The following is a 22,080-nucleotide window of genomic DNA, read 5'->3' as shown; positions in this document are numbered from 1 at the left end:
AACATTTATTTCATTTATTACAAGAGAGAAAAAATTATTTTTTAGAGCCTTCTCGCAATTTTGACTTTCCATCACCGCAATGCGACGCCAGTCGCTATGCTATATCGCAAGACACTCCCACGAATGAAGGACGACAGTACGGCGCGTAATCCCCGTCACAAAACCCGGCATTTCATTTTTATTGTTATTGAAATATTAATTTCATTTGGCTAAGGTTTGATTCATCCCGTTCGCACGGGACCACAGGTGCCAACATTGACTATCTGGAGTCCGAAAGCATGAACATCACTGGAAACTATATTGCCGGGAAAATCTGTTTCAGCAGCAGCAACGAAACCCAGCCGGTTTACGATCCGGCTACCGGACAGGCGGTCCGCGAAGTCACGCAGTCCAGCAAACAGGAAGTGCAGGAAGCCATTGCCGTGGCGCACGCGGCTTTTGACAGCTGGTCGCGCACCACACCGCTGCGCCGCGCCCGCATTCTGTTTAAATTCAAGAGTCTGCTGGAGCAGCACAGTGACGAACTGGCGGCGCTTATCGTCAGCGAGCACGGCAAAGTCTGGTCGGATGCCATGGGCGAGCTGACCCGCGGCATGGAGGTAGTCGAATTCGCCTGCGGCATTCCGCACCTGCAAAAAGGGGAGTTTTCCTCCGACGTCGGCAGCGGCGTGGACAGCTATTCGCTGATGCAGCCGCTGGGCGTGGTGGCCGGTATCACTCCCTTTAACTTCCCGGCCATGGTGCCAATGTGGATGTTCCCCATCGCCCTGGCCTGCGGTAATACCTTTGTACTTAAGCCGCCCGCGCTGGCGCCTTCCGCTGCAGTCAAAATGGCGGAACTGCTGAGCGAAGCCGGGCTGCCGGACGGCGTCTTTAACGTGGTGCACTGTGGTAACGATCAGGCGGAACCGCTGTGCAGCGATCCGCGAATTCAGGCGGTCAGCTTTGTGGGATCTTCCGCTGTAGCCGAGCACATTTATAAAACCGCCAGTGCTTATGGCAAGCGAGTTCAGGCTTTCGGGGCCGCCAAAAACCACGCCATCGTGATGCCGGACGCCGATCTGGAAGCCACCGTTAACGCGATTATGGGCGGCGCATACGGCTCCGCCGGGGAACGCTGCATGGCGCTGCCGGTCGTCGTCGCGGTGGGTGACGAAACGGCAGATAAACTGATCGCGCGTCTGACGCCGCTGGTTCAGGCGTTGAAAGTGGGGCCGGGCTGCCTGCGGGGCAGTGAAGAGAATGAAATGGGGCCGGTGGTTTCCCGGGCCCATCAGCAGAAGGTGCTGGGCTATATCGATAAAGGCGTCGCCGAAGGCGCGCAACTGGTGGTGGATGGCCGCAACTTTACCCCGGCAGGTTACGAAGAGGGCTACTATGTTGGCGGTACGCTGTTCGATAACGTCACGCCGGAGATGACCATCTGGAAAGAGGAGATCTTCGGGCCGGTGCTGAGCGTGGTACGCGCCCGGGATTATGACAGTGCGCTGGAACTGGTTAACAGCCACGAATTCGGCAACGGTAGCGCCATCTTTACCAGCAACGGCCACGCCGCCCGGGAATTTGTGCATGACGTTCAGGCGGGTATGGTTGGGGTGAATATCCCGGTACCGGTGCCGATGGCATTCCACAGCTTTGGCGGCTGGAAACGCTCAGTGTTTGGCGCTCTCAACGTGCATGGCCCGGACGGCGTACGCTTCTACACCCGCATGAAAACCGCCACGGTTCGCTGGCCGGCAGGGCAGCAGACAGTATCGGAATTCAGCATGCCCACGCTGGGCTGATGGATGGAGGAATAAGGCAGCATGTCGTTACTTGAAAAACGTCGCCCCGGAACGGGGCGTATTCAGCAGATAACCCCGGCCAGCGCTGGCTGGGAGTTTGTGGGCTTCGAAGCGCACCTGCTGAACAAGGGCGATCGCATTACGCTTGAAAGCGGCGATCGCGAACTCTGTCTGGTACTGGTGTCCGGGCTGGCGTCTATTAAAACCCGCAACGCCGATTTTCCCGGGCTGGGAGGGCGAATGTCGCCGTTTGAGCGCACGCCGCCGTGGTCGGTTTATGTGCCTCATCACGATCGGGTCGAGGTGGTGGCCGACAGCGAACTGGAGCTGGCGGTATGTAGCGCGCCGGGCGGCGGAAATTTGCCTGCGCGCCTGATAGCGCCTTCCGACGTTGGCGTGGAGCGGCGCGGTAAGGGCCGTAATCAGCGGCTGGTGCACAATATCCTGCCGGACAGCGAACCGGCGCACAGCCTGCTGGTGGTCGAAGTCTATACCGATGAAGGCGCGACCAGCTCCTGGCCCAGCCACAAGCACGATACCGCGGTGGAAGGGCAGGAAACCCAACTGGAAGAGACCTACTATCATCGCTTCGATCCGCCCCAGGGCTTTGCCTTACAGCGGGTTTATACCGACGACCGCTCGCTGGACGCCTGTATGGCCCCCTATAACCACGATGTGGTGATGGTGCCGCGCGGCTATCATCCCGTCGCCAGCATCGCCGGTTACGACAGCTACTATCTGAACGTAATGGCCGGGCCGCAGCGCAAATGGCTGTTCCGCTGGGAAGAGGATCACGCCTGGATTAATAGCGACGATTATCCCAGGAAGTGATGCCCGTTCGGCCAAAGACGCGCCGCTCACCAGAGGGTGGCGCGTCTGTTTTTCATTCCCGTCATCCCCTCCGTATTAATACCGCCTGTTTCCGTGGTACCAGCTCTATTGCCGAGTGTACAAATGTACACTTCGTTAATAGTATTGCTTTAATCGACTTCCAACGGGCATATGCGCATGAATGACAAAGACCCAATAAAAACGAAGGCTCACGAAATCATCACCTTTGAGGAAGGCGATCCGAACGAGAACCCATGGGTCGTGGGGCCGCCTGATACTGAGCATATCGAGGTGGTGCCCTATGATAAAGCGTGGCCGACGCTGTTCGACACGCTGAGCCAGCGCATTGCAAGTGCGCCAGACATAAAGGCGCTGGAGATTGCGCACGTGGGCTCGACTGCCGTACCCGGTCTGTCGGCGAAACCGGTTATCGATATCGATCTGATTGTCGAGGATCCCGAAGATGAAGCATCCTATATACCGGCGTTGACGGCGATCGGCTATACGCACCGCGTCCGGGAACCCTCCTGGTATCAGCATCGAATGCTGCGTCTCAATACACCCCGCGTCAATTTGCATATCTTCGGGCCTGATTGTCCGGAACATCTGCGTCATCTTTTATTTCGGGACTGGCTTTCCGGGCATCCGCAGGATCGTAAAAGATATGAAGAGGCAAAAACAGCCGCGCTAAGCGGGGCCGCCACGGTGCAGCAGTACAATATGAATAAGCAGCAGGTGATCAGGGAGATTTACCAGCGGATCTTTGCACATAACGGCTGGATCCCGGAAAACTGAAGGGGGCAATATGTTAACCGGCCTGAACCACCTGACTTTAGCGGTCAGCGACCTTACCCGCAGTATTGGGTTCTACCACGATATTCTGGGGCTTAAACTGGAAGCTCGCTGGGAAACGGGGGCATATCTGTCACTCCCAGGCCTGTGGCTGTGTCTTTCGTTCGACCCGCGTCGCCAGACTGGCGAACCGCGCGACTATACCCACTATGCTTTTTCAACAGACGGCGCTGAATTTGAAACCATGGTTAACAAATTGCGCGCCGGATGCGTCAGAGAATGGAAGCGAAATACCAGCGAAGGAGAATCTTTCTACTTTCTGGATCCCGACAGCCATCAGCTTGAGCTGCACGTCGGCTCACTGAGCTCCCGGCTGGCGCAGTGCCGACGCGCGCCCTATAAAAATATGCAGTTTTTCGATTAAGGTCTTACTTCCCCTCTTTACTGTTGCCCAGCGCCAGCGAAATCGCCAGCGTCTGGGCCAGACACAGCGAGGCGACCTGAGAGCGAAAACCGTCGATCTGCGCTTCGCGCACCACGAAGCAGACATCGCTAAAGGCGGCCAGCGGACTGACCTGGCTGTCGGTAATCGCAATCTGGCGCGCCTTGCGCTGGGCGCCCAGCTCTACCAGTTCCACCACCTCTTTTGAGTAGGGCGAAAAGCTTACCGCTACCACCACATCCTTTGGCCCCACCATACTGAGCTGCTCGGTGAACATGCCGCCCAGCCCGTCTATCAGAAAGGCGCGCCGGTCAAGATGGCGCAGGGCGTAGGTCAGATAGGAGGCGACGCTGAACGAGCGGCGCAGTCCAATCACATAGATATTCTCCGCGTCACCCAGCAGTGCTACGGCACGTTCGAGCTCTTCGGGCACCACCTGCATCGCCAGCTGCTGCAGCGCCTGGCCGTTCACCATGGTGAACATATTCAGAATTTCGGACGGCGTTTCCGGCGCGCTGGTCTCTTCACCGGCGGTCTGGCGGAACAGGCGCGCCCGTTCGGTATAGTTGGCGGTCTCTTCCATCAGATGCTGCTTGAACATCTGTTTCATTTCGTTGAAACCGCCGAAGCCAAAGGCATTGGCGAAGCGGATCAGGGTAGAGGGGGGAACATCCGCCTGGTGAGCGATGGAAGCGACGGTATCAAAAGCGACGCTGTTGCTGTTATCAAGAATATAGCGCGCCACCTGCTTCAGTCGTTTACTGAGCGTGTCGTAGCGGCTGCGAATCTCGTCCTGGAGAATAGAAACCTGAGTTGGATTATTGGCCATGTGATTGCCTGTGACAGAGTGAAAAGGAAACTGGAATCAGTGTACCAAATGGAGGAAAAATTTCATTTCCGGTGCGTTAATACGGGATTCATTTCACGTTGCGTTACCGCGCGCGGCACAAACCGGCCGCGCGCCGTCAGGGGGTTATCCGCGTCTGGCCTCGCGCCAGTAACCAATCAGCCGCAGATAGTTCTGTTTCACCTCGTCGATCAGTTCATCGTCGTTCAGTTCACCCGCCATCCAGCGTCGTGAAGGCTGGCCGAAAATGGTACGCCCCACCGCAAAGCCTTTAATGGCCGGATGGCGCGCCGCTTCACGGAAACCGGCACGCAGCACCTCTGGCTCGGCATCCAGCCCCAGCAGCAGGATACCCCGACACCAGGGGTCTTCACGCACGATAAGCTCACTGACTTTGTCCCAGGTAACACTTGCCAGCGGCGGTAGCTTCCACCAGTCGGGCTGGATCCCCAGTCGGTAAAAGTGCTCCAGCATCGCCGGATAGTGGCACTCGCGGCGGTCCGTGGCATCAGCGGGCAGGATCACCTCCAGCAGCAGCTCGTGGCCGGACTGGTTGCAGGCGTGCCATACGTCCAGCAGCAGCTCATCCTGGCGCTGGCGTAGTTCCGCACTGTCATGCGGATGATAGAACACCAGGCACTTCACGATATGCTCCAGCGGCCAGCTACGGAGTTGACTGCCGATATCACCATGTTCCAGACGCAGCGGGCGTGAACCGGGCAGCTCAATAGGGCGGCCAATCCACCATCCCTGACCGGTAATAGCGTTTAACGCCCCCTGGCCGAAGGTGCTATCCGCCAGAATACCGCTGCGCTGTTCGAGCCCGGCTTCGGTCGCCGCATCCTGCGCTGCCTGTAGCAGCAGGCGTTTCAGCGGCGGAATGCAGCTTTCGTCGCGACCGGTCTGCTGAGCCATTTCCACCAGTTGTTTGCGGTGATCAAAGGCAAAGATACACAGCTCGTCGAAGCGACGCTGGCGCGACGTGACGCGATGCAGATGGTTAAGACGCGCATCGAGATCCGGGCGCGGCACCGACTCGGCCCGGGACAGATAGTCATCCAGTTCGGCGCGGGTGGGCATGGCAGGGGCGCAGCCGTGGCGCGAAACCACCAGCGCGCCGCAGGCGTTGGCATAGCGACAGGCCTGTTCCCAGCCTTCGTCATTCAGCCAGCCGCGCAGCAGGCCAGACATAAAGGCGTCACCGGCTCCCAGCACGTTGAGAACTTCCACCCTGACTCCCTGTTGCAGCGGAATCTGCGACCAGTCATCCGGGACGTTACCTTCGATAACCACGCAGCCCATGGGGCCGCGCTTGCAGACCAGAGTGGCGTTGCTCACCTCGCGCACCTTTTTCAGCGCCGTCAGGGTATCGGTGCTGCCACCGGCAATATGAAACTCCTCTTCGGTGCCGACGATCAGATCAAAGTGGTGCAGCACCTCCTGGAGCTGGCGGGTCACCTCGCCGGATTCGATATAACGGGTTTCGCCATCGCCCGGGGAGGTCAGCCCCCACAGCACCGGGCGGTAGTCGATATCCAGCGCCCGACGCAGCCCGTGGCGCCCGGCATATTCCAGCGCTTTCAGCACCGCCGCCCGGGTTTGCGGGTGGGAGAGGTGGGTGCCGGTGACCGCCAGCGCGCGGGACGAGGCAATCCAGGTTTCATCAATATCATCGGGCGACAGCGCCATATCGGCGCAGTTGTCGCGATAGAAGATCAGCGGAAAGGTATCCTGATCCTTAATGCCCAGCATTACCAGCGCCGTCAGCCGGGTCGGATCGGTGATGAGATAGTCGGTATTGACCCCTGCATTTTCCAGGGTTTCACGAATAAAGCGGCCGTTATGCTCATCGCCCACCCGGGCCAGCATGGCGGACTTCAGCCCCTGAATGGCGGTGCCCCAGGCCACATTGCCCGATGAGCCTCCCAGATATTTGGCAAAGCTTGCGACATCCTCCAGCCTGGCGCCCACCTGCTGCGCATAGAGATCGACGGCGACACGCCCGATACAGATAACATCGAGCCGCTTAACTGCTGCATTCATAGTTACGGATTCCTTCTGCTTACCTTGACTTACCCACATAGCGCGCGCTCGCCTATGCAGCCGGGTTAACAAACGAATGTCAGTATGGCGAACGTAAATTTCATTATCAATGCAAAATGAAATTTATAGTTCATTTTTGTGAGGGCAGCGGCAACCTGTACCCGGCTATCCCCGACAGTACAGACCCTGACACCCGCCGCAATCCGCAATTTCATAGGGGAATTGTAGGGTTACTGTTGCAGTGAAATGAATGAAATGAAAACCAAAAACGAAATAGAGAGTTTGATCGCCCTCGCAAAATGAAATGTTTTTTCTGTATTTGTATTTTATGAAAAATCCATTTGCATATAATCCCCTCATATTTCATTCCCACCGGCGTCGCTTCGACACCGGTATCACGATAAAGGAAAGGGCTATGGGCAGAATCAGGCTGACAATGGCGCAGGCATTGGTCAAATTCCTTGATAATCAGTTTGTTGAGGTTGACGGGCGCGAGATCAAATTCGTCAAAGGGATCTTCGCCATCTTCGGGCACGGCAATGTGCTGGGTCTGGGGCAAGCGCTGGAACAGGACCGCGGCGATTTAAGGGTATGGCAGGGTCGTAACGAACAGGGGATGGCCCACGCCGCCATCGGCTATGCCAAACAGCTGCGTCGTCGCCAGATTATCGCCTGTAGCTCATCGGTGGGGCCCGGTGCCGCCAATATGATCACCGCGGCAGCCACCGCCACCGCTAACCGTATTCCGCTATTGCTGCTGCCGGGGGACGTTTTCGCCACCCGCCAGCCGGACCCGGTTCTGCAACAGATTGAACAGAGTCAGGATCTGAGTATCAGCACCAATGATGCCTTCCGGGCAGTCAGCAAATACTGGGATCGCATTACGCGCCCGGAACAGTTGATGAGCGCCTGCCTTAACGCCATGCGAGTTCTGACCGACCCGGCGGAGTGTGGCGCCGTGACCCTGGCTCTGCCTCAGGACGTTCAGGCCGAAGCCTGGGATTACCCGGAACACTTCTTTGTACGCCGCGTGCACCGTCTGGATCGCCGCCCGGCCGTTGCGGCCCAGATTGCCGACGCCTGCGAAGCGCTGCGCCGCAGCCAGCGTCCGCTGCTGATTTGCGGCGGCGGCACCCGTTATTCGGATGCCGGTGAGGCGCTGCTCAACTTTGCCCGCCAGCATGGGATCCCCATTGCGGAAACCCAGGCCGGGAAGGGCACGCTGCTTTCCGAAGAGCCGCTCAACGTGGGCGGCGTGGGAGAAACCGGCTGTCTGGCGGCTAACCTGCTGGCGAAAGAGGCGGATCTGGTGATTGGGGTCGGGACCCGCTTTACCGACTTTACCACCGCTTCGAAATGGATTTTTCAGCATCCCGACGTACGTTTCCTGAATATCAATATCAGCGATTTCGATGCCTGGAAACTGGACGGCATTCGGGTGGTGGCTGACGCCAGAGAGGCGCTCCTGGCGCTGACTGGCGCCATGGCAGACAGTGCCTGGAAAGCGCAGTGGGGCGAACAGCTACAGAGCGCGCGATCCCGTCAGTTGCAGGAGACTCAGCGGGTGTGGCAGGTACGCTGGCGCGAACAGGATTTTGTGCCGGAAATTGACGACAGCATCGATCGAACGCGGCTGTTTCGCGAATTCCGTGAGATAACCGGCTCGGTTATCACTCAGAGCAGCGTGCTGGGCGTGCTGAACCAACAACTGCCCGAAGATGCGGTGGTGGTGGCCGCCGCCGGTAGTCTGCCGGGAGATCTCCAGCGCACCTGGCGCAACCGGGCGCCGGACGCTTACCACGTGGAGTATGGCTACTCCTGCATGGGTTACGAGGTCAATGCCGCGCTGGGCGTTAAGCTCGCCGAACCGCAGCGCGACGTCTACGCGCTGGTGGGGGATGGGTCTTTCATGATGCTGCACTCCGAACTGGTGACCTCTATTCAGGAAGGCGCAAAGATCAACGTCATTCTGTTCGACAACATGGCCAACGGCTGCATCAACAATCTGCAAATGGAACACGGCATGGGCAGCTACGGCACCGAATTCCGGCATCGCGACGCCGACAGCGGGGAACTGCGCGGTGGCCTGGTGCCGGTGGATTTCGCCGCCATCGCCGCAGGCTATGGTTGCCGTACCTGGCGGGTGACCCGGCTGGAAGATCTGGAAGCGGCGCTGGCAGAAGCGCGCCACAGCCCGGTCAGCACGCTGATCGATGTGAAGGTGCTGCCCAAAACCATGGTGCACAAATATTTCAGCTGGTGGCACGTCGGCGTGGCCGCGGTCTCCAGCTCCGAACGTATCCGCCGGGCGGCGGAGCAAATGCAGGAAAAACGCGCGCAGGCGCGGGACTACTAACCGGAGCACATCATGATGCTAAAAATAGGTGTAATTGGCGCAGGCGCCATCGGCAAAGAGCACATTCGTCGCTGTAGTACTGTCTTGCAGGGAGCAAGCATCGTTGCGGTCTCGGACATCAACGCCGAAGGCGCCCGCAGCGCGGTAACGGCGCTGGGGCTGGAGGCGAAAATTTACGACGACGGCCATGCGCTGATTGCCGACCCCGAAGTCCAGGCGGTGCTGGTCACCTCCTGGGATCCGACCCACGAAGAGTTCACCCTGGCCGCTATCGCCGCCGGTAAGCCGGTATTCTGCGAAAAACCGCTGGCGATGAGCGCCGAAGGCTGCCGCCGCATCGTCGATGCCGAAATGCGCGCCGGTCGTCGTCTGGTGCAGGTGGGCTTTATGCGCCCTTACGACGACGGCTATCAGGCACTGAAACAGGCTATTGCCCAGGGTGAGGTCGGCACGCCGCTGATGCTGCACTGCGCCCATCGTAATGCCTCGGTAAACGAAAGCTACAGTACCGACATGGCGATTACCAACACGCTGATTCACGAACTGGACGTGTTGCGCTGGCTGCTGAACGACGACTACGTTTCTGCTCAGGTGATCTTCCCGCGCTCCACCCGCAACGCCCATGCGAACCTGCGCGACCCGCAGATAGTCCTGCTGGAAACCCGCAGCGGCGTGCGCATCGACGTCGAGGTCTTCGTCAATTGCCAGTACGGCTACGACATTCAGTGCGAAGTAGTGGGCGAGAGCGGTATCGCCCGTCTGCCTGAACCCGCCTCGGTGCAGATGCGCAAGCAGGCGCGGCTGGCAACAGAGATCCTGACCGACTGGAAGGATCGCTTTATTCGCGCCTATGACGTGGAGCTGCAGGCCTTTATTGACGATGTGAAGGCCGATGAACTGCGCGGGCCTTCGGCCTGGGACGGCTATGCCGCCTCTGTCGCCGCCGATGCCTGCCTGAAGGCTCAGCAGAGCGGTAGCGTAGAGCCGGTAGAAATGGCGCCGCGCCCCGACTTTTATCCCCGCTGAAGTGATTAAGAGGTAGCCGTTATGAAGTTAGCATTCGACGTCGACGTGATTAAGGATCTGGGCATCACCCGAATGGTGCAGCAGGTGGCCGAGTGGGGCTATCGCTATATTGAACAGTCGCCCCATCCGCAGATTAATCCGTTCTATAAACACCCCAGGGCCGGGCGCGAAATCATGGCCGAATATAAGCGGGCGCTCAGGGACAACGGCGTGGAGCTCTCTTCGTTTATCTGCGTTTACCGCTGGTCGGGGCCGGATGAAATGCGGCGTCAGGCGGCGGTAAAAAACTGGAAGCGGATGATCGAAATCGCCGTTGAAATGGATGTACAGGTGATTAATACCGAACTGTCCGGCGATCCCAATCAGCCGGAGATCTGCGACGAGATGTTCTATCGCTCCATGGAAGAGCTGCTGCCTGTTTTTGAACGTGAAGGTATTCGGGTTGAGCTACAGGCCCATCCCTGGGACTTCTGTGAAGAAAACGATGCCACCGCCGATCTGGTGAAGTCATTTCGCAGCGATAACGTGAAGTACGTCTACAGCGTGCCTCATACCTTCTATTACGACAAAGGCAAAGGCGATGTGGAAAGCATGCTGCGTTACGTGGGCGACGATCTTTCCCACGTTCTGGTGGCCGATACCATGAACCATACCCGTCACTGCCGCTACATCGTTAACCCGCCGGGAGTTGATGCTGCCGTGCACCAGCACGTAGCGCCGGGCGAAGGGGAAGTGGATTTCATCACGCTGTTCCGCACCCTGCGTGAAACGGGCTTTGCCGACCGCCAGTTTAAAGTCGGCGGCGAACCCATTGTCGCTGCCGCGCTGTTTGGCTATCCGGAAAAGATGAAGCACCAGGCGGTGGAAACCCGCGAACTGATCGAGCGGGAGTTGCTCGGTCGCTAAGCCGAGAACGCTTTTTATCGAGGATTATCATGAACAAAGAGAACGTCAGGTTGGGCATTGCGCCTATCGGCTGGACCAACGACGATATGCCGGAGCTGGGTAGCGAAAACACCTTCCAGCAAACCGTTAGCGAAATGGCGCTGGCAGGCTTCACCGGCTGCGAGGTGGGCAGTAAATATCCGCGTGACCCGGCGGTGCTCAAGCCGATGTTGGAACTGCGCGGTATGGAGATCTGCAACGCCTGGTTCAGCACTTTCTTCGCCGACGGCGAGCGTGAAAAGACGCTGGATGAATTTATCAACCACATGGATTTCCTACACGCCATGGGCGCCAGAGTGATTGGCTGTTCAGAGCAGAGCGGTAGCATTCAGGGGCAGGCGGTGCCGGTACTGGGCAACGGAAAACCCGTATTCAGCGACGACCAGTGGCAGCGAGTGGCGGAAGGTTACAACACCCTGGGGCAGATAGCGGAACAGAAGGGGATGCAGGTCTGTCTGCACCACCATATGGGCACCGGGATCCAGACGCCTCAGGAGGTAGACCGCTTTATGAACCTGGTGGATGACAGGGTTTACCTGCTGTATGACACCGGCCATCTCTGGTACTCCGAAGGCAATGACAAAGTCATGCTGGACGTGCTGCGTCGCTATTTGCCACGCATTAACCATGTGCATCTGAAAGATGTGCGTCCGGCGATTATCGACAAGGTTCGAAGCCAGCAACTGTCGTTCCTGGATGGCGTTCGGATGGGCACCTTCACCGTTCCCGGCGACGGCGCTATCGATTTCCGCCCGGTATTTGAGATTCTGGAACAGGGCGGCTACCGCGGCTGGATGGTGGTGGAAGCCGAACAGGATCCGGCACTGGCTAATCCACTGGAGTACGCCATAAAAGCCCGGCGTTATCTGCGGGAGACCGCCGGGATCTGATCCCTGCCTGACCGGCAGAGAGTGCCGGTCAGGCTTTTCATTTCACGCTTTCAGGAACTGAATGTTTCGTTCCTGCACCTCGCTTTGCGCTCTCGCCAGACAACCAAAAAACCACCTGTATTCAATTAATTAACCAATAATTCCAGCCATAAAACCTCACTATTTCATTGCGTTACTGAATAATTAACGATCGGTATCGCAAAATTAAATTTTCATTATTTATACATATGAAACGTTTGATCTAAATTGCTGTAAGGCATTCCGGTCGCAGGGCCGAAGAAGGCCGATCTATCCTCTTATCCTGGAGTCGCTATGACTACGAAAGAAGACTATCTCACTGTCAATAAGGCGTCCGGGCCGAACAGCGATGCCCCGGTAACGCCTTTTGTGAAGGTGGTGGCGCTTATCGCCACACTGGGCGGTCTGCTGTTTGGCTACGATACTGGCGTGATCTCCGGTGCCTTGTTGTTTATGGGCAAGGAGCTACAGCTAACGCCCTTTACCACCGGGCTGGTCACCAGCTCACTGCTGTTCGGCGCCGCATTTGGCGCGCTGCTTGCCGGTCATATGGCTACGGCGGCGGGACGCAAGAAAATCATCATCTGGCTGGCGGTTATCTTTGCCATCGGGGCTGCGGGTACTGCCCTGGCGCCGGACGTCAGCTGGATGGTTTTCTTCCGCCTGGTGCTGGGCGTGGCCGTCGGCGGCGCTGCCGCCACCGTTCCGGTCTATATCGCGGAAATTGCGCCTGCCAACCGTCGCGGCCAGCTGGTGACCTTACAGGAACTGATGATCGTTTCCGGCCAGCTGCTGGCCTATATCTCCAACGCCACCTTCCATGAAATTTGGGGTGGCGACACCACCTGGCGCTGGATGCTGGCCCTGGCGACGCTGCCTGCGATTCTACTGTGGTTCGGCATGCTGTTTATGCCCGATACGCCGCGCTGGTACACCATGAAAGGGCGACTGGCTGAAGCGCGTCGGGTACTGGAACGCACCCGTGCTAAGGAGGATGTCGAATGGGAACTGATGGAGATAGAAGAGACCCTGGAAGAGCAGAAGGCGCTGGGCAAACCGGGTCTGAAAGAGGTGATGACGCCGTGGCTGATGAAGCTGTTTTTTATCGGCGTCGGTATCGCCGTTATCCAGCAGCTCACCGGCGTTAACACCATTATGTACTATGCGCCCACCATGCTGACCGCCGTGGGGATGAGCGATAACGCCGCGCTGTTCGCGACGGTCTCTAACGGCGTGGTATCGGTGGTGATGACCTTTGTCGGTATCTGGCTGCTGGGGCGAATAGGGCGACGCACCATGACCATGCTGGGGCAGTTCGGCTGTACTCTGTGTCTGCTGTTTATCGGCGCCGTCAGCGCTCTGATGCCGGAAACCGTTAACGGCGAAGTCGATGCGTTGCGCAGCTATATGGTGCTGGCGGGCATGCTGATGTTCCTGTGCTTTCAGCAGGGGGCGCTGTCGCCGGTGACCTGGCTGCTGCTGTCGGAGATCTTCCCGACCCGGCTACGCGGCATCTTTATGGGCGGCGCGGTCTTCGCCATGTGGATAGCCAACTTCCTGATCTCGCTCTTCTTCCCGATTCTGCTGGCCTGGGTGGGTCTTTCCGCCACCTTCTTTATCTTCGCCGCCATCGGCGTGTTCGGCGGTATCTTTGTGATTAAGTGGGTGCCGGAAACCCGGGGCCGCAGTCTGGAGCAGATAGAGCACTATCTGCAGGGCATACTGGATAAGAACGCCTCCCGGCAGCGGCGGGTGCCTGTCCGTAGAGTGAGCGAGGCCAGGCCGCCGCAATAGCGACCCCGCATGTCGCATGTTTGTGGATGTCAGTAACCTGGCGACGGAAAGTAAAAAAATGCCCCGCTAACGCGGGGCAGGATTGCAGTCCTTCACTCTCCACGCCGGGAGAGTGGTATGGCATTAACGCACCAGATGCAGGAAGTGAATATGCTTCTCGTACTGGTCCAGGACATCATGGATTATCTGATCCTGGGACCAGCCCATCAGGTCATAGTCCTGACCGCCTTCCTTCAGATATACCTCGGCGCGGTAGTACTTCTGGTCGCCTTCACGCTCTTCTTCTTCCAGCTCGATCAGCGTGAAGGCAGGGCGGGTGTAGGGACGCAGCCGGACTTCATAAACGAAGTTAACGTCATCGCCAAAATCCACTTCCAGGCGGATGCGATTTTCATGGGCGTTATCAACGCTTGCCCTGGCGTTCTGTTTTTCCAGCTCTTCACTCACCATATTCATAGCCGGGTGAATCACCTCTTCCATAAAGCGCCGCACCTGAGAGCGCTTCGGATACCAGGCTATCTGACGCACGCGGCGCTGCCAGGACATCGGATTACGTCCGGCGGGTGCGATGGTGGTGACCTGTTGGCTTTCCTTCTTATAGAAGTCGACCTTGAGCGCCTTCAGAAGCCCCCACATCGAGGTCAGCAACACGATAGAGAACGGCAGGGCGCTGGCGATGGTTACGGTCTGCAACGCAGAAAGTCCACCCGCCAGCAGCAGGGTAATGGCCACCACGCCCATCAGCGCCGCCCAGAAAATACGCTGCCACACGGGGGTGTGTTTAACGCCGCCGGATGCCAGGGTATCGACCACCATGGCGCCGGAGTCAGCGGAAGTCACGAAGAACACCACGACCATCGCCATGGCCAGGAAAGACAGGGCCTGAGAGAACGGGAAATGCTCCAGGAAGTTAAACAGCGCCAGCGAAACGTCGCTCTGGACGATTTCGGCCAGTTGGGTGGCGCCTTTGTGGGCAATCATCTCGATAGCGCTGTTACCGAAGACGGTCATCCAGATAAGGGTAAAGCCCGCCGGAACAAACAGCACGCCGGTCACAAATTCGCGGATGGTACGACCGCGGGAAACCCGGGCGATAAACATGCCGACGAACGGAGACCAGGAGATCCACCATCCCCAGTAGAACAGGGTCCAGCCCCCCAGCCATTCGCTGGATTTGGGCTCATAGGCGTACAGATTGAAGGTCTTGCTGACAATCTCCGACAGGTAGCCGCCGGTGTTTTCCACAAAGGATTTCAGCAGCAGCACCGTCGGCCCCAGAGCAATAACCAGTACCAGCAGCAGCAGGGCCAGCCACAGGTTAATCTCTGACAGAATTCGGATGCCCTTGTCCAGACCGCTCACCACCGACAGCGTCGCCATGGCGGTGATCACCACAATCAGGATCACCTGGGTGGTTGGATTAATCGGCAAATCAAACAGATGGTTCAGACCAGCATTGACCTGCAACACGCCGTAACCCAGTGAGGTCGCGACCCCGAACACGGTGCCGATCACCGCGAAGATATCGACGATATGACCGGGAGTGGAATAGATACGATCGCCGATAATCGGGTAGAGCGCCGAACGCAGGGTCAGCGGCAGGCCGTGGCGATAGCTAAAGTAGGCAAGGATCAACGCCACAATGGCGTAGATAGCCCATGCATGCAGCCCCCAGTGGAAGAAGGTCAGACGCAGCGCCTCTTTGGCGGCCTCCACAGTTTCCGCCGTGCCGGTGGGCGGCGACATATAGTGCATTACCGGTTCGGCAACGCCGAAAAACATCAGCCCGATACCCATTCCGGCGGAAAACAGCATGGCGAACCAGGAGAAATAACTGAAGTCAGGGGTCGCATGGTCCGGCCCCAGCTTAATATTGCCGTAACGCGACATGCCCAGAAAGGCTACCGTCAGCAGTATTAACGCTACTGTCAGAACATAGAACCAGCTGGCATTGGTGAAGATAGCCTGCTGCAACGCTTTAAACCAGACATCGGCGCGTTTGGGAAACAGGGCGGCAAACAGCACCAGCGCGGCGATCAGAATGGCTGAGCCATAAAAGACGGGGGGATTGATGGTTTTTGGTTTTTGTGGGGGAGAGTTGGGGTCCTGATTTATTGTGTTATCCATAAATGCTCCAGAGAAAAATCCGTGTGAACCTTAACATTTTCGGAGCGTTAATAAAAAATTAATCTTAAGTTGAGTAAAAACGGCGGCGAACCGCCGCGATTTCACGGTATCAATCGTTTCGGGTCAGGCACCCAGCGCGCTGCGCGCGCGTTCCAGATCCCGGCGCAGATCGTGTTGCCACAGCCAGTCGAAGCGGGTGGCGAGCTGATGTTCCAACTGCGGACGCTGCCGCGCTGCCAGGCTGCGCATCTCATAGAGATCCCCCGCTTCCGATGAGGTCCGTTGCACTGCCGTGGCCCGGGGGCGCCGCAGGGCATCGTACTGACGCAGTACGACGGGAATATCGCGACGCGTCAGAGTCGGCGCGCTCAGCAGTCGGGACAGGAACCAGGCGTCTTCAATACCCTGACCAGCGCCTGCGCCCTGGTGGGGCAGCATGGCATGGGCGGCATCGCCGATCAGCGCGATATGCCCGGTATGCCAGGTCTCCAGCGGCGGCAGTTCATGCAGCGCCCAACGGCTGGGGCGTTTAATGGCGCTCAGTATCGTGCGCACCGGCGCGCTCCAGCCTTCGAATTCCGCCATCAGCTGCGGACGCGACACCCCGGTAACCCATGGCTCGTCCGGCGCCAGCGCGACGTGGCGCCGGGCGGGGTCGGTACGAAAGGCAACCACGTTAATCAGCGCCCCTTTCTTCACCGGGAAGGTAAGAATATGGGCGTTGTCGCCAAGGTGCATCTGGGGAATATCAATCAGCCGTCGGTCGAATCCCGACCAGTCAAAGCGCCGGTTCAGGGTTTCGGTTTCTATCAGTCCACGCCAGGCCAGTGTACCGGTAAACAACGGATCCACGCGCGCCAGCCCCCGTTCAGTCAGCACGATGTTGCGCAGTGCCGAATGAATACCGTCGGCCCCGATCAACAGATCGCAGCAGGCACGGCTGCCGTCGCTAAATTCAAGGCTGACCCGTCCATCGGCGCCAGTGCGGGCATCGATTATGCGCTTATTAAAGTGCAGGCTGGCGGAGGGCAACTTTTCGGTCAGCAGATCAAGCAGATCCGCCCGGTGTATCGAAGACTGACCCACCGGTGGCGCCAGGGTGGTGCCGATCAGGTCGGCGCTGGCGGCCGTTCGCCACTCAAACCAGATATCGCGCCACGGCGGCGCCAGGCTGTCTGCGGCTTCGCGGTATGCATCACCCACGCCCAGCCAGTCAAGAATACGCACCGCGTTGGGGCCGATAGAAATACCGGCGCCAACTTCGCTAAAGCCGTGGGCGGACTCATACAGGGAAAGCGAGATATGGGGCAGGCGGCTCAGGGCTAGCGCCAGAGTGACACCGGCAATGCCGCCTCCTGCGATAGCGACCTGCAGGTGTGTCCTGCGGGGCATGGTCTGATTCATTGGCAGACTCCTTAAAACGGGACGGTGTCATTTAGCCTGGCCATATCCCGCCGCGGCGTCTATGGTGCCAGGGTAATAGTTGTGCGGTAATCGAACATTCGGGCGATAAGAACTAAAAATTGTGAAGCGTCATGCCTTCCGACTGTCCTACGCAAAAGTCATTAGACATTTTTTTGCTATCCGGTTGCAAAATCGGTATTTCAGTCTGCCAGCGCCCGCGCTTTATGCTGCCTGAAACTATTCGGGAGGTGGATCCAGTGAGGCTATTTCGGGGATTGCTACTGGCTGCGGCATTAATTGCGCCTGCGGTTCAGGCGGCGCAGCAGACGATACGTATCGGCTATCAAAAATCATCAACCCTGTTGATGCTGGCAAAGCAGCAGGGCACTCTGGAACAGGCGCTGGCCAGCCATAATATTCGCGTAAAGTGGCACGAATTTTCCAGCGGCCTGCCGCTACTGGAAGCGCTCAATCTTAATAATATCGATATCTCCGCTGATGTGGCCGATACCGTACCGGTCTTTATTCAGGCCGCTGGCGGTGAGCTTATCTGGTTTGCCCGGGAAGCGCCTTCTCCCCGCGCTCAGGCGATTGTGGTGGCGGCTAACTCGCCGCTGCGCCGTATTCAGGATCTGAAAGGGCGAAAAATTGCGGTGACCAAAGCGGCGGGCAGCCACTATCTACTGATTGCCGCCCTGAAACAGGCGGGACTGAGCTTCAGCGATATCACGCCAGCCTGGCTGACACCGGCGGATGGCCGGGCTGCGCTGGAAAGCGGCAGCGTTGATGCCTGGGTCACCTGGGAGCCGTTCGTGACCAGCGCCCGCATTCAGCAGCATGTCCGGATCCTGACCGATGGCGAAGGGCTGGCTGACTACCAGCGTTACTATCTGGCTTCCCGGGCATGGGGTAAGGATAACCCGCAGGTGCTGGCGATCGTCTGGCAAACCCTGCGCCAGGAAGCGGACTGGATTAAGCAAAACCCACACCAGGCCGCAAAACTGCTGGCGCCGCTGTGGGGTAACCTGGCGCCCGATATCGTGGAGCAGGCCAACGCCCGCCGTAGTTACCAGGTTGAACCCGTTACCCGGGAAAGCCTGAAAGAGCAGCAGTCCATTGCCGATGCGTTCTTTGACGCGCGTCTGCTGCCACGGCGCATTGATACCCGCGCAGTGGAGATCTGGTATCCTGCGCCTTAAGCCAGCGCCTGCACCGCCTGAAGCGCGGGGGTATTGCCTTCAGTGACTTCAATAATTTTGCGGCTGACGGCGGGGGTTTCGATCAGGGCAGCAAGAGTCGCAGCCACATCCTCACGTGGGACAGAACCATAAGGAATGGCGAGGCCCGCGTTAATCCGCCCGTTGCCGGCGTCATTGGTCAGAGTGCCGGGGCGCAGAATCACCCAGTCCAGCGGGCTGGCGGCAAGATGCACATCAGCCTGCTTTTTCACCGCCATATAGTTTTCGAAGGTGTCGGAAGGGGCTGCTTTACCGCGCCCGGCTTCCGGGAAGGCGGAAACCAGCAGAAAGCGCGATACTCCAGCCTTAAGAGCCGCAGCTACGGCAATCTCCAGTCCGTGGCCGTCGATGGCGTTAGTCATCTCCTTACCGCCTTTTCCGCCAGCGCCAGCGCTGAACACCAGCACATCGCTGCCAGCGATAAGATCCGCCAGCGCCTGTTCATCCAGCGACTGCAGATCGCCGCGTACCGGCGTGGCGCCCAGCAATTTAAGGGCCGCTTCCTGTTCCGGATGACGGTACATCGCCAGCGCCTGATGGCCCGCCCGGGCCAGTTGTTGAGCCAGACTGCGGCCAACGTTGCCTGCGCCGCCGATAATAAAGACTTTTTTCATTTGCGTTTGCTCCGGAAAGTGAGACATCACGGACTAAGGTAGCATCTGGCAGGGGGCTTTTCATATTCATTGCGTGACAACGTCACTCCCATAGTCTGTTTTTCCAGCAATGCCTGGCCTTAGAGCGTTATTGTGAGCCAGGTAGAGCCATTGTGATTTGCTATTGGTATCGCTCCTGGTTATGAGTTACATCTCTGTAACAAATTGACATAACAATAATGGCCGTACCGACATTACAAACGCTCAGGAGCGAAACATGGAACTCATCACATCATGGCTTTCGGCCATAAACGGCGTGGTATGGGGAGTACCGATGCTAATCGGTATTCTCGGCATTGGTATTTTCCTGCAAATTCGGCTGGCGTTTCTGCCTATCCGTAAACTCGGTACAGGCTTTCGACTGCTGTTCGAACGTAACCACAACCGGGGCGAGGGGCAGATTTCGCCCTTTAATGCGCTGATGACCGCGCTTTCGGCGACCATCGGCACCGGAAATATCGCCGGGGTGGCGACGGCGGTCGTAATGGGGGGGCCGGGCGCGCTGTTCTGGATGTGGATGACCGCTCTGGTGGGAATGGCGACCAAATATGCCGAAGCGGTGCTGGCGGTGCGATTCCGCGAGCAGGACGCTAACGGCAACCACCTTGGTGGTCCCATGTACTACATCAAGCACGGTCTGGGTGCGAAGTGGATGTGGCTGGGGACGCTGTTCGCCTTTTTCGGCAGTATCGCCGGATTTGGCATTGGCAATACGGTGCAGGCCAACTCGATTGCCGACGCCATGAGCAGTAACTTCGGGGTTTCGCACTGGGTGACTGCCGCCATTCTGGTGGTGCTGGTCGGGGCCGTGCTGATCGGTGGTATTAAGCGTATTTCCGACGTGGCGGGCAAACTGGTGCCGGTGATGACAGTGGGCTACTTCGGCGCGGGGATTATTGTGCTGGGGCTGAACGTTAGCGCTATTCCGGCCGCTTTCGAGCTGATTATTACCTCAGCCTTTACCCCGGTGGCCGCCCAGGGCGGCTTCGCGGGTGCGGCGGTATGGGCCGCCATCCGCTTCGGGGTGGCGCGCGGCGTCTTTTCGAACGAAGCGGGGCTGGGCAGTGCCCCCATCGCTCACGCTGCGGCGAAAACCCAGAATCCCATTCGTCAGGGACTGATCGCCATGCTGGGCACCTTTATCGATACCATTATCGTCTGTTCGGTAACCGGGCTGACCATTATTATCAGCGGCCAGTGGCTGAGCGGTGAAACAGGGGCTACGCTCACGTCTGTCGCGTTTTCCAGCACGCTGCCCGGCGGTAATTACATTGTGGCGATAGCGCTGGCAATCTTCGCCTTCACCACCATTCTGGGCTGGAGTTTTTATGGCGAAAAGTGCATCCAGTTCCTGGCGGGGCCAAAGTCGGTAATACCGTTCCGCATTGCCTGGATTATCGCGCTGCCCATTGGAGCCACCCAGTCACTGGACTTTGTCTGGCTGCTGGCCGATACCCTGAACGCCATGATGGCCATTCCCAACCTGATTGCGCTGGCCCTCCTGAGTCCGGTGGTTTACCGACTCACCCGGGATCATATTCAGGACGTTAACGCTGCCGCTATCTGACGCTAAGACCCTCACCCGTTAAAGAATACACCGTCACTTAAAGCTCCCTCTCCCCCTCGGGGAGAGGGTTGGGGTGAGGGGACCTGATGGCCTCCAGCGGCCCCATACCGCTCAGGGTGAAGGCTGAAATCAGGGTAAAGGTCAGCGCCACCAGACCAAGCGCCAGATAAGCGCCGTGAAAACCGACCCGGTCATACATAAATCCGGCAAACAGCGACATAAAGATCATCGCCAGTTGCTTAAAGAAGCAGAAACAGACCAGATAGATAGTGGCGGAAAAGCGTACCTCAAACTGGGTGGTGATGTATTTAAAGCAGCCGACGATAAGGAACGGCAGCTCAAGCATATGCAGCGTTTTGAGCACCACCACTTCCAGCGGCGAGGTGGCGAACGACGAGCCAATAATCCGGACTGACATAATAAAACCGGCCAGCAATAGCGCATTCTTACCGCCAATCCGGTTAACAATGAGCGGTGCAAAAAACATGATGCAGGCATTCAGCAATTCGCCCATGGTGGTGACATAGCCAAATACCCGCGTCCCCTGGTCTCTGGTGGCGAACAACGAGGTAAAGAAGTTAGCGAACTGCTGATCGAACACGTCATAGGTGCAGGAAACGCCTACCACATAGAGCGACAGGAACCACAGCTTCGGCTGCTTAAACAGCTCCAGTGCCAGCCGCAGACTGAAAGGCGAATGGTTCGCCCCCAGAGAATCCGCCACCTGAGCAGAAGCGGGCGCCGCAGGTTTAACGAAAAACAGCAGGATAGCCAGGATCACCGCACATCCCGAACCCAGCCAGAACACGAACTGGTTATTGATGGTGAACATAATGCCGACCACCGAGGCGCACAGCGCCCAACCCACGCAGCCGAACAGACGCGCCCGGCCAAATTCGAACTGGCTGCGGCGACTGACTTTTTCAATATAGGCCTCAATGGCTGGCGCACCGGCGTTATAGATAAACCCCAGGTAGATCCCGCCCACGATGGAACCCAACAGAATATGGGTTTGCAGCAGCGGCCCGAACACATAAATAAAGAAGGGGGCGAACATCACCAGCATGCCGGTAATCATCCACAGCAGATGCTTCCTCAGACCTAACTTATCCGAAAGCAACCCAAATATCGGCTGAAACAACAGCGAAAATAAAGAGATACAGGCGAATATAATCCCGGTGTCGCTCTTGCTTATCTGGTTGATGTCATGCAACCAGATAGGAAAGAAGGGGAAATAGGCCCCCATAATGAAAAAGTAGAAAAAAAAGAACAGCCCAAAGATCCAGAAATTGGTGTTTTTTAAGTAGTACATGGAATTTATCC

At 57.9% G+C, this 22,080-nt stretch carries 17 protein-coding genes; 11 read left to right on the top strand and 6 right to left on the bottom strand.

The features are described 5' to 3' along the window. Nucleotides 1-278 precede the first annotated feature (278 nt). From FEM41_RS17565 to fos, 4 genes are all read left to right on the top strand, one after another. Nucleotides 279-1,784, top strand: coding sequence for a CoA-acylating methylmalonate-semialdehyde dehydrogenase (locus tag FEM41_RS17565; protein ID WP_138097481.1), 1,506 nt, complete (start codon nucleotides 279-281; stop codon nucleotides 1,782-1,784). 21 nt (nucleotides 1,785-1,805) lie between these two features. After that, nucleotides 1,806-2,615, top strand: a complete 810-nt coding sequence (gene iolB / locus FEM41_RS17560) for a 5-deoxy-glucuronate isomerase (protein WP_138097480.1) — start codon at nucleotides 1,806-1,808, stop codon at nucleotides 2,613-2,615. A gap of 177 nt (nucleotides 2,616-2,792) precedes the next feature. Next, nucleotides 2,793-3,410 carry a GrpB family protein gene (locus FEM41_RS17555; RefSeq protein WP_138097479.1) on the top strand — a complete coding sequence of 206 codons (618 nt, stop codon included), beginning with the start codon at nucleotides 2,793-2,795 and terminating at the stop codon, nucleotides 3,408-3,410. Between the two features lie 10 nt (nucleotides 3,411-3,420). Beyond that, nucleotides 3,421-3,831 carry a fosfomycin resistance glutathione transferase gene (fos, locus tag FEM41_RS17550; RefSeq protein WP_138097478.1) on the top strand — a complete coding sequence of 137 codons (411 nt, stop codon included), beginning with the start codon at nucleotides 3,421-3,423 and terminating at the stop codon, nucleotides 3,829-3,831. A gap of 4 nt (nucleotides 3,832-3,835) precedes the next feature. On the opposite strand, the gene FEM41_RS17545 is transcribed toward fos, so the two are convergent. Continuing rightward, entirely contained in the window at nucleotides 3,836-4,678 is an 843-nt protein-coding gene (locus FEM41_RS17545; RefSeq protein ID WP_138097477.1) for a MurR/RpiR family transcriptional regulator, read from the bottom strand. A 144-nt stretch (nucleotides 4,679-4,822) separates the two neighbouring features. Beyond that, entirely contained in the window at nucleotides 4,823-6,739 is a 1,917-nt protein-coding gene (locus FEM41_RS17540; protein ID WP_138097476.1) for a bifunctional 5-dehydro-2-deoxygluconokinase/5-dehydro-2-deoxyphosphogluconate aldolase, read from the bottom strand. 415 nt (nucleotides 6,740-7,154) lie between these two features. On the opposite strand from FEM41_RS17540, the gene iolD reads away from it, so the two are divergent. From iolD to FEM41_RS17515, 5 genes are all read left to right on the top strand, one after another. Beyond that, on the top strand, nucleotides 7,155-9,095 hold the full coding sequence (gene iolD, locus FEM41_RS17535; RefSeq protein WP_138097475.1) for a 3D-(3,5/4)-trihydroxycyclohexane-1,2-dione acylhydrolase (decyclizing): 1,941 nt from the start codon (nucleotides 7,155-7,157) through the stop codon (nucleotides 9,093-9,095). Between the two features lie 12 nt (nucleotides 9,096-9,107). Next, nucleotides 9,108-10,121, top strand: coding sequence for a bifunctional inositol 2-dehydrogenase/D-chiro-inositol 1-dehydrogenase (gene iolG, locus FEM41_RS17530; protein WP_138097474.1), 1,014 nt, complete (start codon nucleotides 9,108-9,110; stop codon nucleotides 10,119-10,121). A gap of 21 nt (nucleotides 10,122-10,142) precedes the next feature. Next, nucleotides 10,143-11,027: a sugar phosphate isomerase/epimerase family protein gene (locus tag FEM41_RS17525; RefSeq protein WP_138097473.1), complete on the top strand. Its 885-nt coding sequence runs from the start codon at nucleotides 10,143-10,145 to the stop codon at nucleotides 11,025-11,027. A 29-nt stretch (nucleotides 11,028-11,056) separates the two neighbouring features. After that, nucleotides 11,057-11,956 carry a myo-inosose-2 dehydratase gene (iolE, locus tag FEM41_RS17520; protein ID WP_138097472.1) on the top strand — a complete coding sequence of 300 codons (900 nt, stop codon included), beginning with the start codon at nucleotides 11,057-11,059 and terminating at the stop codon, nucleotides 11,954-11,956. A 312-nt stretch (nucleotides 11,957-12,268) separates the two neighbouring features. Further along, nucleotides 12,269-13,768 (top strand): sugar porter family MFS transporter, encoded by a 1,500-nt coding sequence (locus tag FEM41_RS17515; protein ID WP_138097471.1) that lies wholly within the window; start codon nucleotides 12,269-12,271, stop codon nucleotides 13,766-13,768. Between the two features lie 123 nt (nucleotides 13,769-13,891). Here the strand turns inward: FEM41_RS17515 and betT are convergent, their stop codons facing one another. Further along, nucleotides 13,892-15,895, bottom strand: a complete 2,004-nt coding sequence (gene betT / locus FEM41_RS17510) for a choline BCCT transporter BetT (RefSeq protein ID WP_138097470.1) — start codon at nucleotides 15,893-15,895, stop codon at nucleotides 13,892-13,894. A gap of 123 nt (nucleotides 15,896-16,018) precedes the next feature. Further along, complete coding sequence (gene salA, locus FEM41_RS17505) at nucleotides 16,019-17,299, bottom strand: salicylate 1-monooxygenase (RefSeq protein WP_206665529.1); 1,281 nt, start codon at nucleotides 17,297-17,299, stop codon at nucleotides 16,019-16,021. A gap of 257 nt (nucleotides 17,300-17,556) precedes the next feature. Between salA and FEM41_RS17500 the strand changes: the two genes are divergently transcribed. After that, nucleotides 17,557-18,498 (top strand): aliphatic sulfonate ABC transporter substrate-binding protein, encoded by a 942-nt coding sequence (locus FEM41_RS17500; RefSeq protein WP_241666513.1) that lies wholly within the window; start codon nucleotides 17,557-17,559, stop codon nucleotides 18,496-18,498. On the opposite strand, the gene FEM41_RS17495 is transcribed toward FEM41_RS17500, so the two are convergent. Then, nucleotides 18,495-19,151 carry an SDR family oxidoreductase gene (locus FEM41_RS17495; RefSeq protein WP_138097468.1) on the bottom strand — a complete coding sequence of 219 codons (657 nt, stop codon included), beginning with the start codon at nucleotides 19,149-19,151 and terminating at the stop codon, nucleotides 18,495-18,497. The genes FEM41_RS17500 and FEM41_RS17495 overlap by 4 nt on opposite strands. 256 nt (nucleotides 19,152-19,407) lie before the next feature. Here FEM41_RS17495 and FEM41_RS17490 point away from each other — a divergent pair, with 256 nt between their 5' ends. After that, nucleotides 19,408-20,757: an alanine/glycine:cation symporter family protein gene (locus FEM41_RS17490; protein ID WP_138097467.1), complete on the top strand. Its 1,350-nt coding sequence runs from the start codon at nucleotides 19,408-19,410 to the stop codon at nucleotides 20,755-20,757. A gap of 37 nt (nucleotides 20,758-20,794) precedes the next feature. On the opposite strand, the gene FEM41_RS17485 is transcribed toward FEM41_RS17490, so the two are convergent. Further along, nucleotides 20,795-22,069, bottom strand: coding sequence for an MFS transporter (locus FEM41_RS17485; RefSeq protein ID WP_138097466.1), 1,275 nt, complete (start codon nucleotides 22,067-22,069; stop codon nucleotides 20,795-20,797). Between the last annotated feature and the right edge of the window lie 11 nt (nucleotides 22,070-22,080).

The organism is Jejubacter calystegiae (assembly GCF_005671395.1).
Lineage (GTDB): Bacteria > Pseudomonadota > Gammaproteobacteria > Enterobacterales > Enterobacteriaceae > Jejubacter > Jejubacter calystegiae.
This window is presented reverse-complemented; position numbering and strand designations above follow the sequence as displayed.

Excerpts from the sequence above, each read along its gene's own strand:
- FEM41_RS17565 (WP_138097481.1), top strand. The coding sequence starts at position 279 with ATGAACATCACTGGAAACTATATTGCCGGGAAAATCTGTTTCAGCAGC.
- iolB (WP_138097480.1), top strand. The coding sequence starts at position 1,806 with ATGTCGTTACTTGAAAAACGTCGCCCCGGAACGGGGCGTATTCAGCAG.
- FEM41_RS17555 (WP_138097479.1), top strand. The coding sequence starts at position 2,793 with ATGAATGACAAAGACCCAATAAAAACGAAGGCTCACGAAATCATCACC.
- fos (WP_138097478.1), top strand. The coding sequence starts at position 3,421 with ATGTTAACCGGCCTGAACCACCTGACTTTAGCGGTCAGCGACCTTACC.
- FEM41_RS17545 (WP_138097477.1), bottom strand. The coding sequence starts at position 4,678 with ATGGCCAATAATCCAACTCAGGTTTCTATTCTCCAGGACGAGATTCGC.
- FEM41_RS17540 (WP_138097476.1), bottom strand. The coding sequence starts at position 6,739 with ATGAATGCAGCAGTTAAGCGGCTCGATGTTATCTGTATCGGGCGTGTC.
- iolD (WP_138097475.1), top strand. The coding sequence starts at position 7,155 with ATGGGCAGAATCAGGCTGACAATGGCGCAGGCATTGGTCAAATTCCTT.
- iolG (WP_138097474.1), top strand. The coding sequence starts at position 9,108 with ATGATGCTAAAAATAGGTGTAATTGGCGCAGGCGCCATCGGCAAAGAG.
- FEM41_RS17525 (WP_138097473.1), top strand. The coding sequence starts at position 10,143 with ATGAAGTTAGCATTCGACGTCGACGTGATTAAGGATCTGGGCATCACC.
- iolE (WP_138097472.1), top strand. The coding sequence starts at position 11,057 with ATGAACAAAGAGAACGTCAGGTTGGGCATTGCGCCTATCGGCTGGACC.
- FEM41_RS17515 (WP_138097471.1), top strand. The coding sequence starts at position 12,269 with ATGACTACGAAAGAAGACTATCTCACTGTCAATAAGGCGTCCGGGCCG.
- betT (WP_138097470.1), bottom strand. The coding sequence starts at position 15,895 with ATGGATAACACAATAAATCAGGACCCCAACTCTCCCCCACAAAAACCA.
- salA (WP_206665529.1), bottom strand. The coding sequence starts at position 17,299 with ATGAATCAGACCATGCCCCGCAGGACACACCTGCAGGTCGCTATCGCA.
- FEM41_RS17495 (WP_138097468.1), bottom strand. The coding sequence starts at position 19,151 with ATGAAAAAAGTCTTTATTATCGGCGGCGCAGGCAACGTTGGCCGCAGT.
- FEM41_RS17490 (WP_138097467.1), top strand. The coding sequence starts at position 19,408 with ATGGAACTCATCACATCATGGCTTTCGGCCATAAACGGCGTGGTATGG.
- FEM41_RS17485 (WP_138097466.1), bottom strand. The coding sequence starts at position 22,069 with ATGTACTACTTAAAAAACACCAATTTCTGGATCTTTGGGCTGTTCTTT.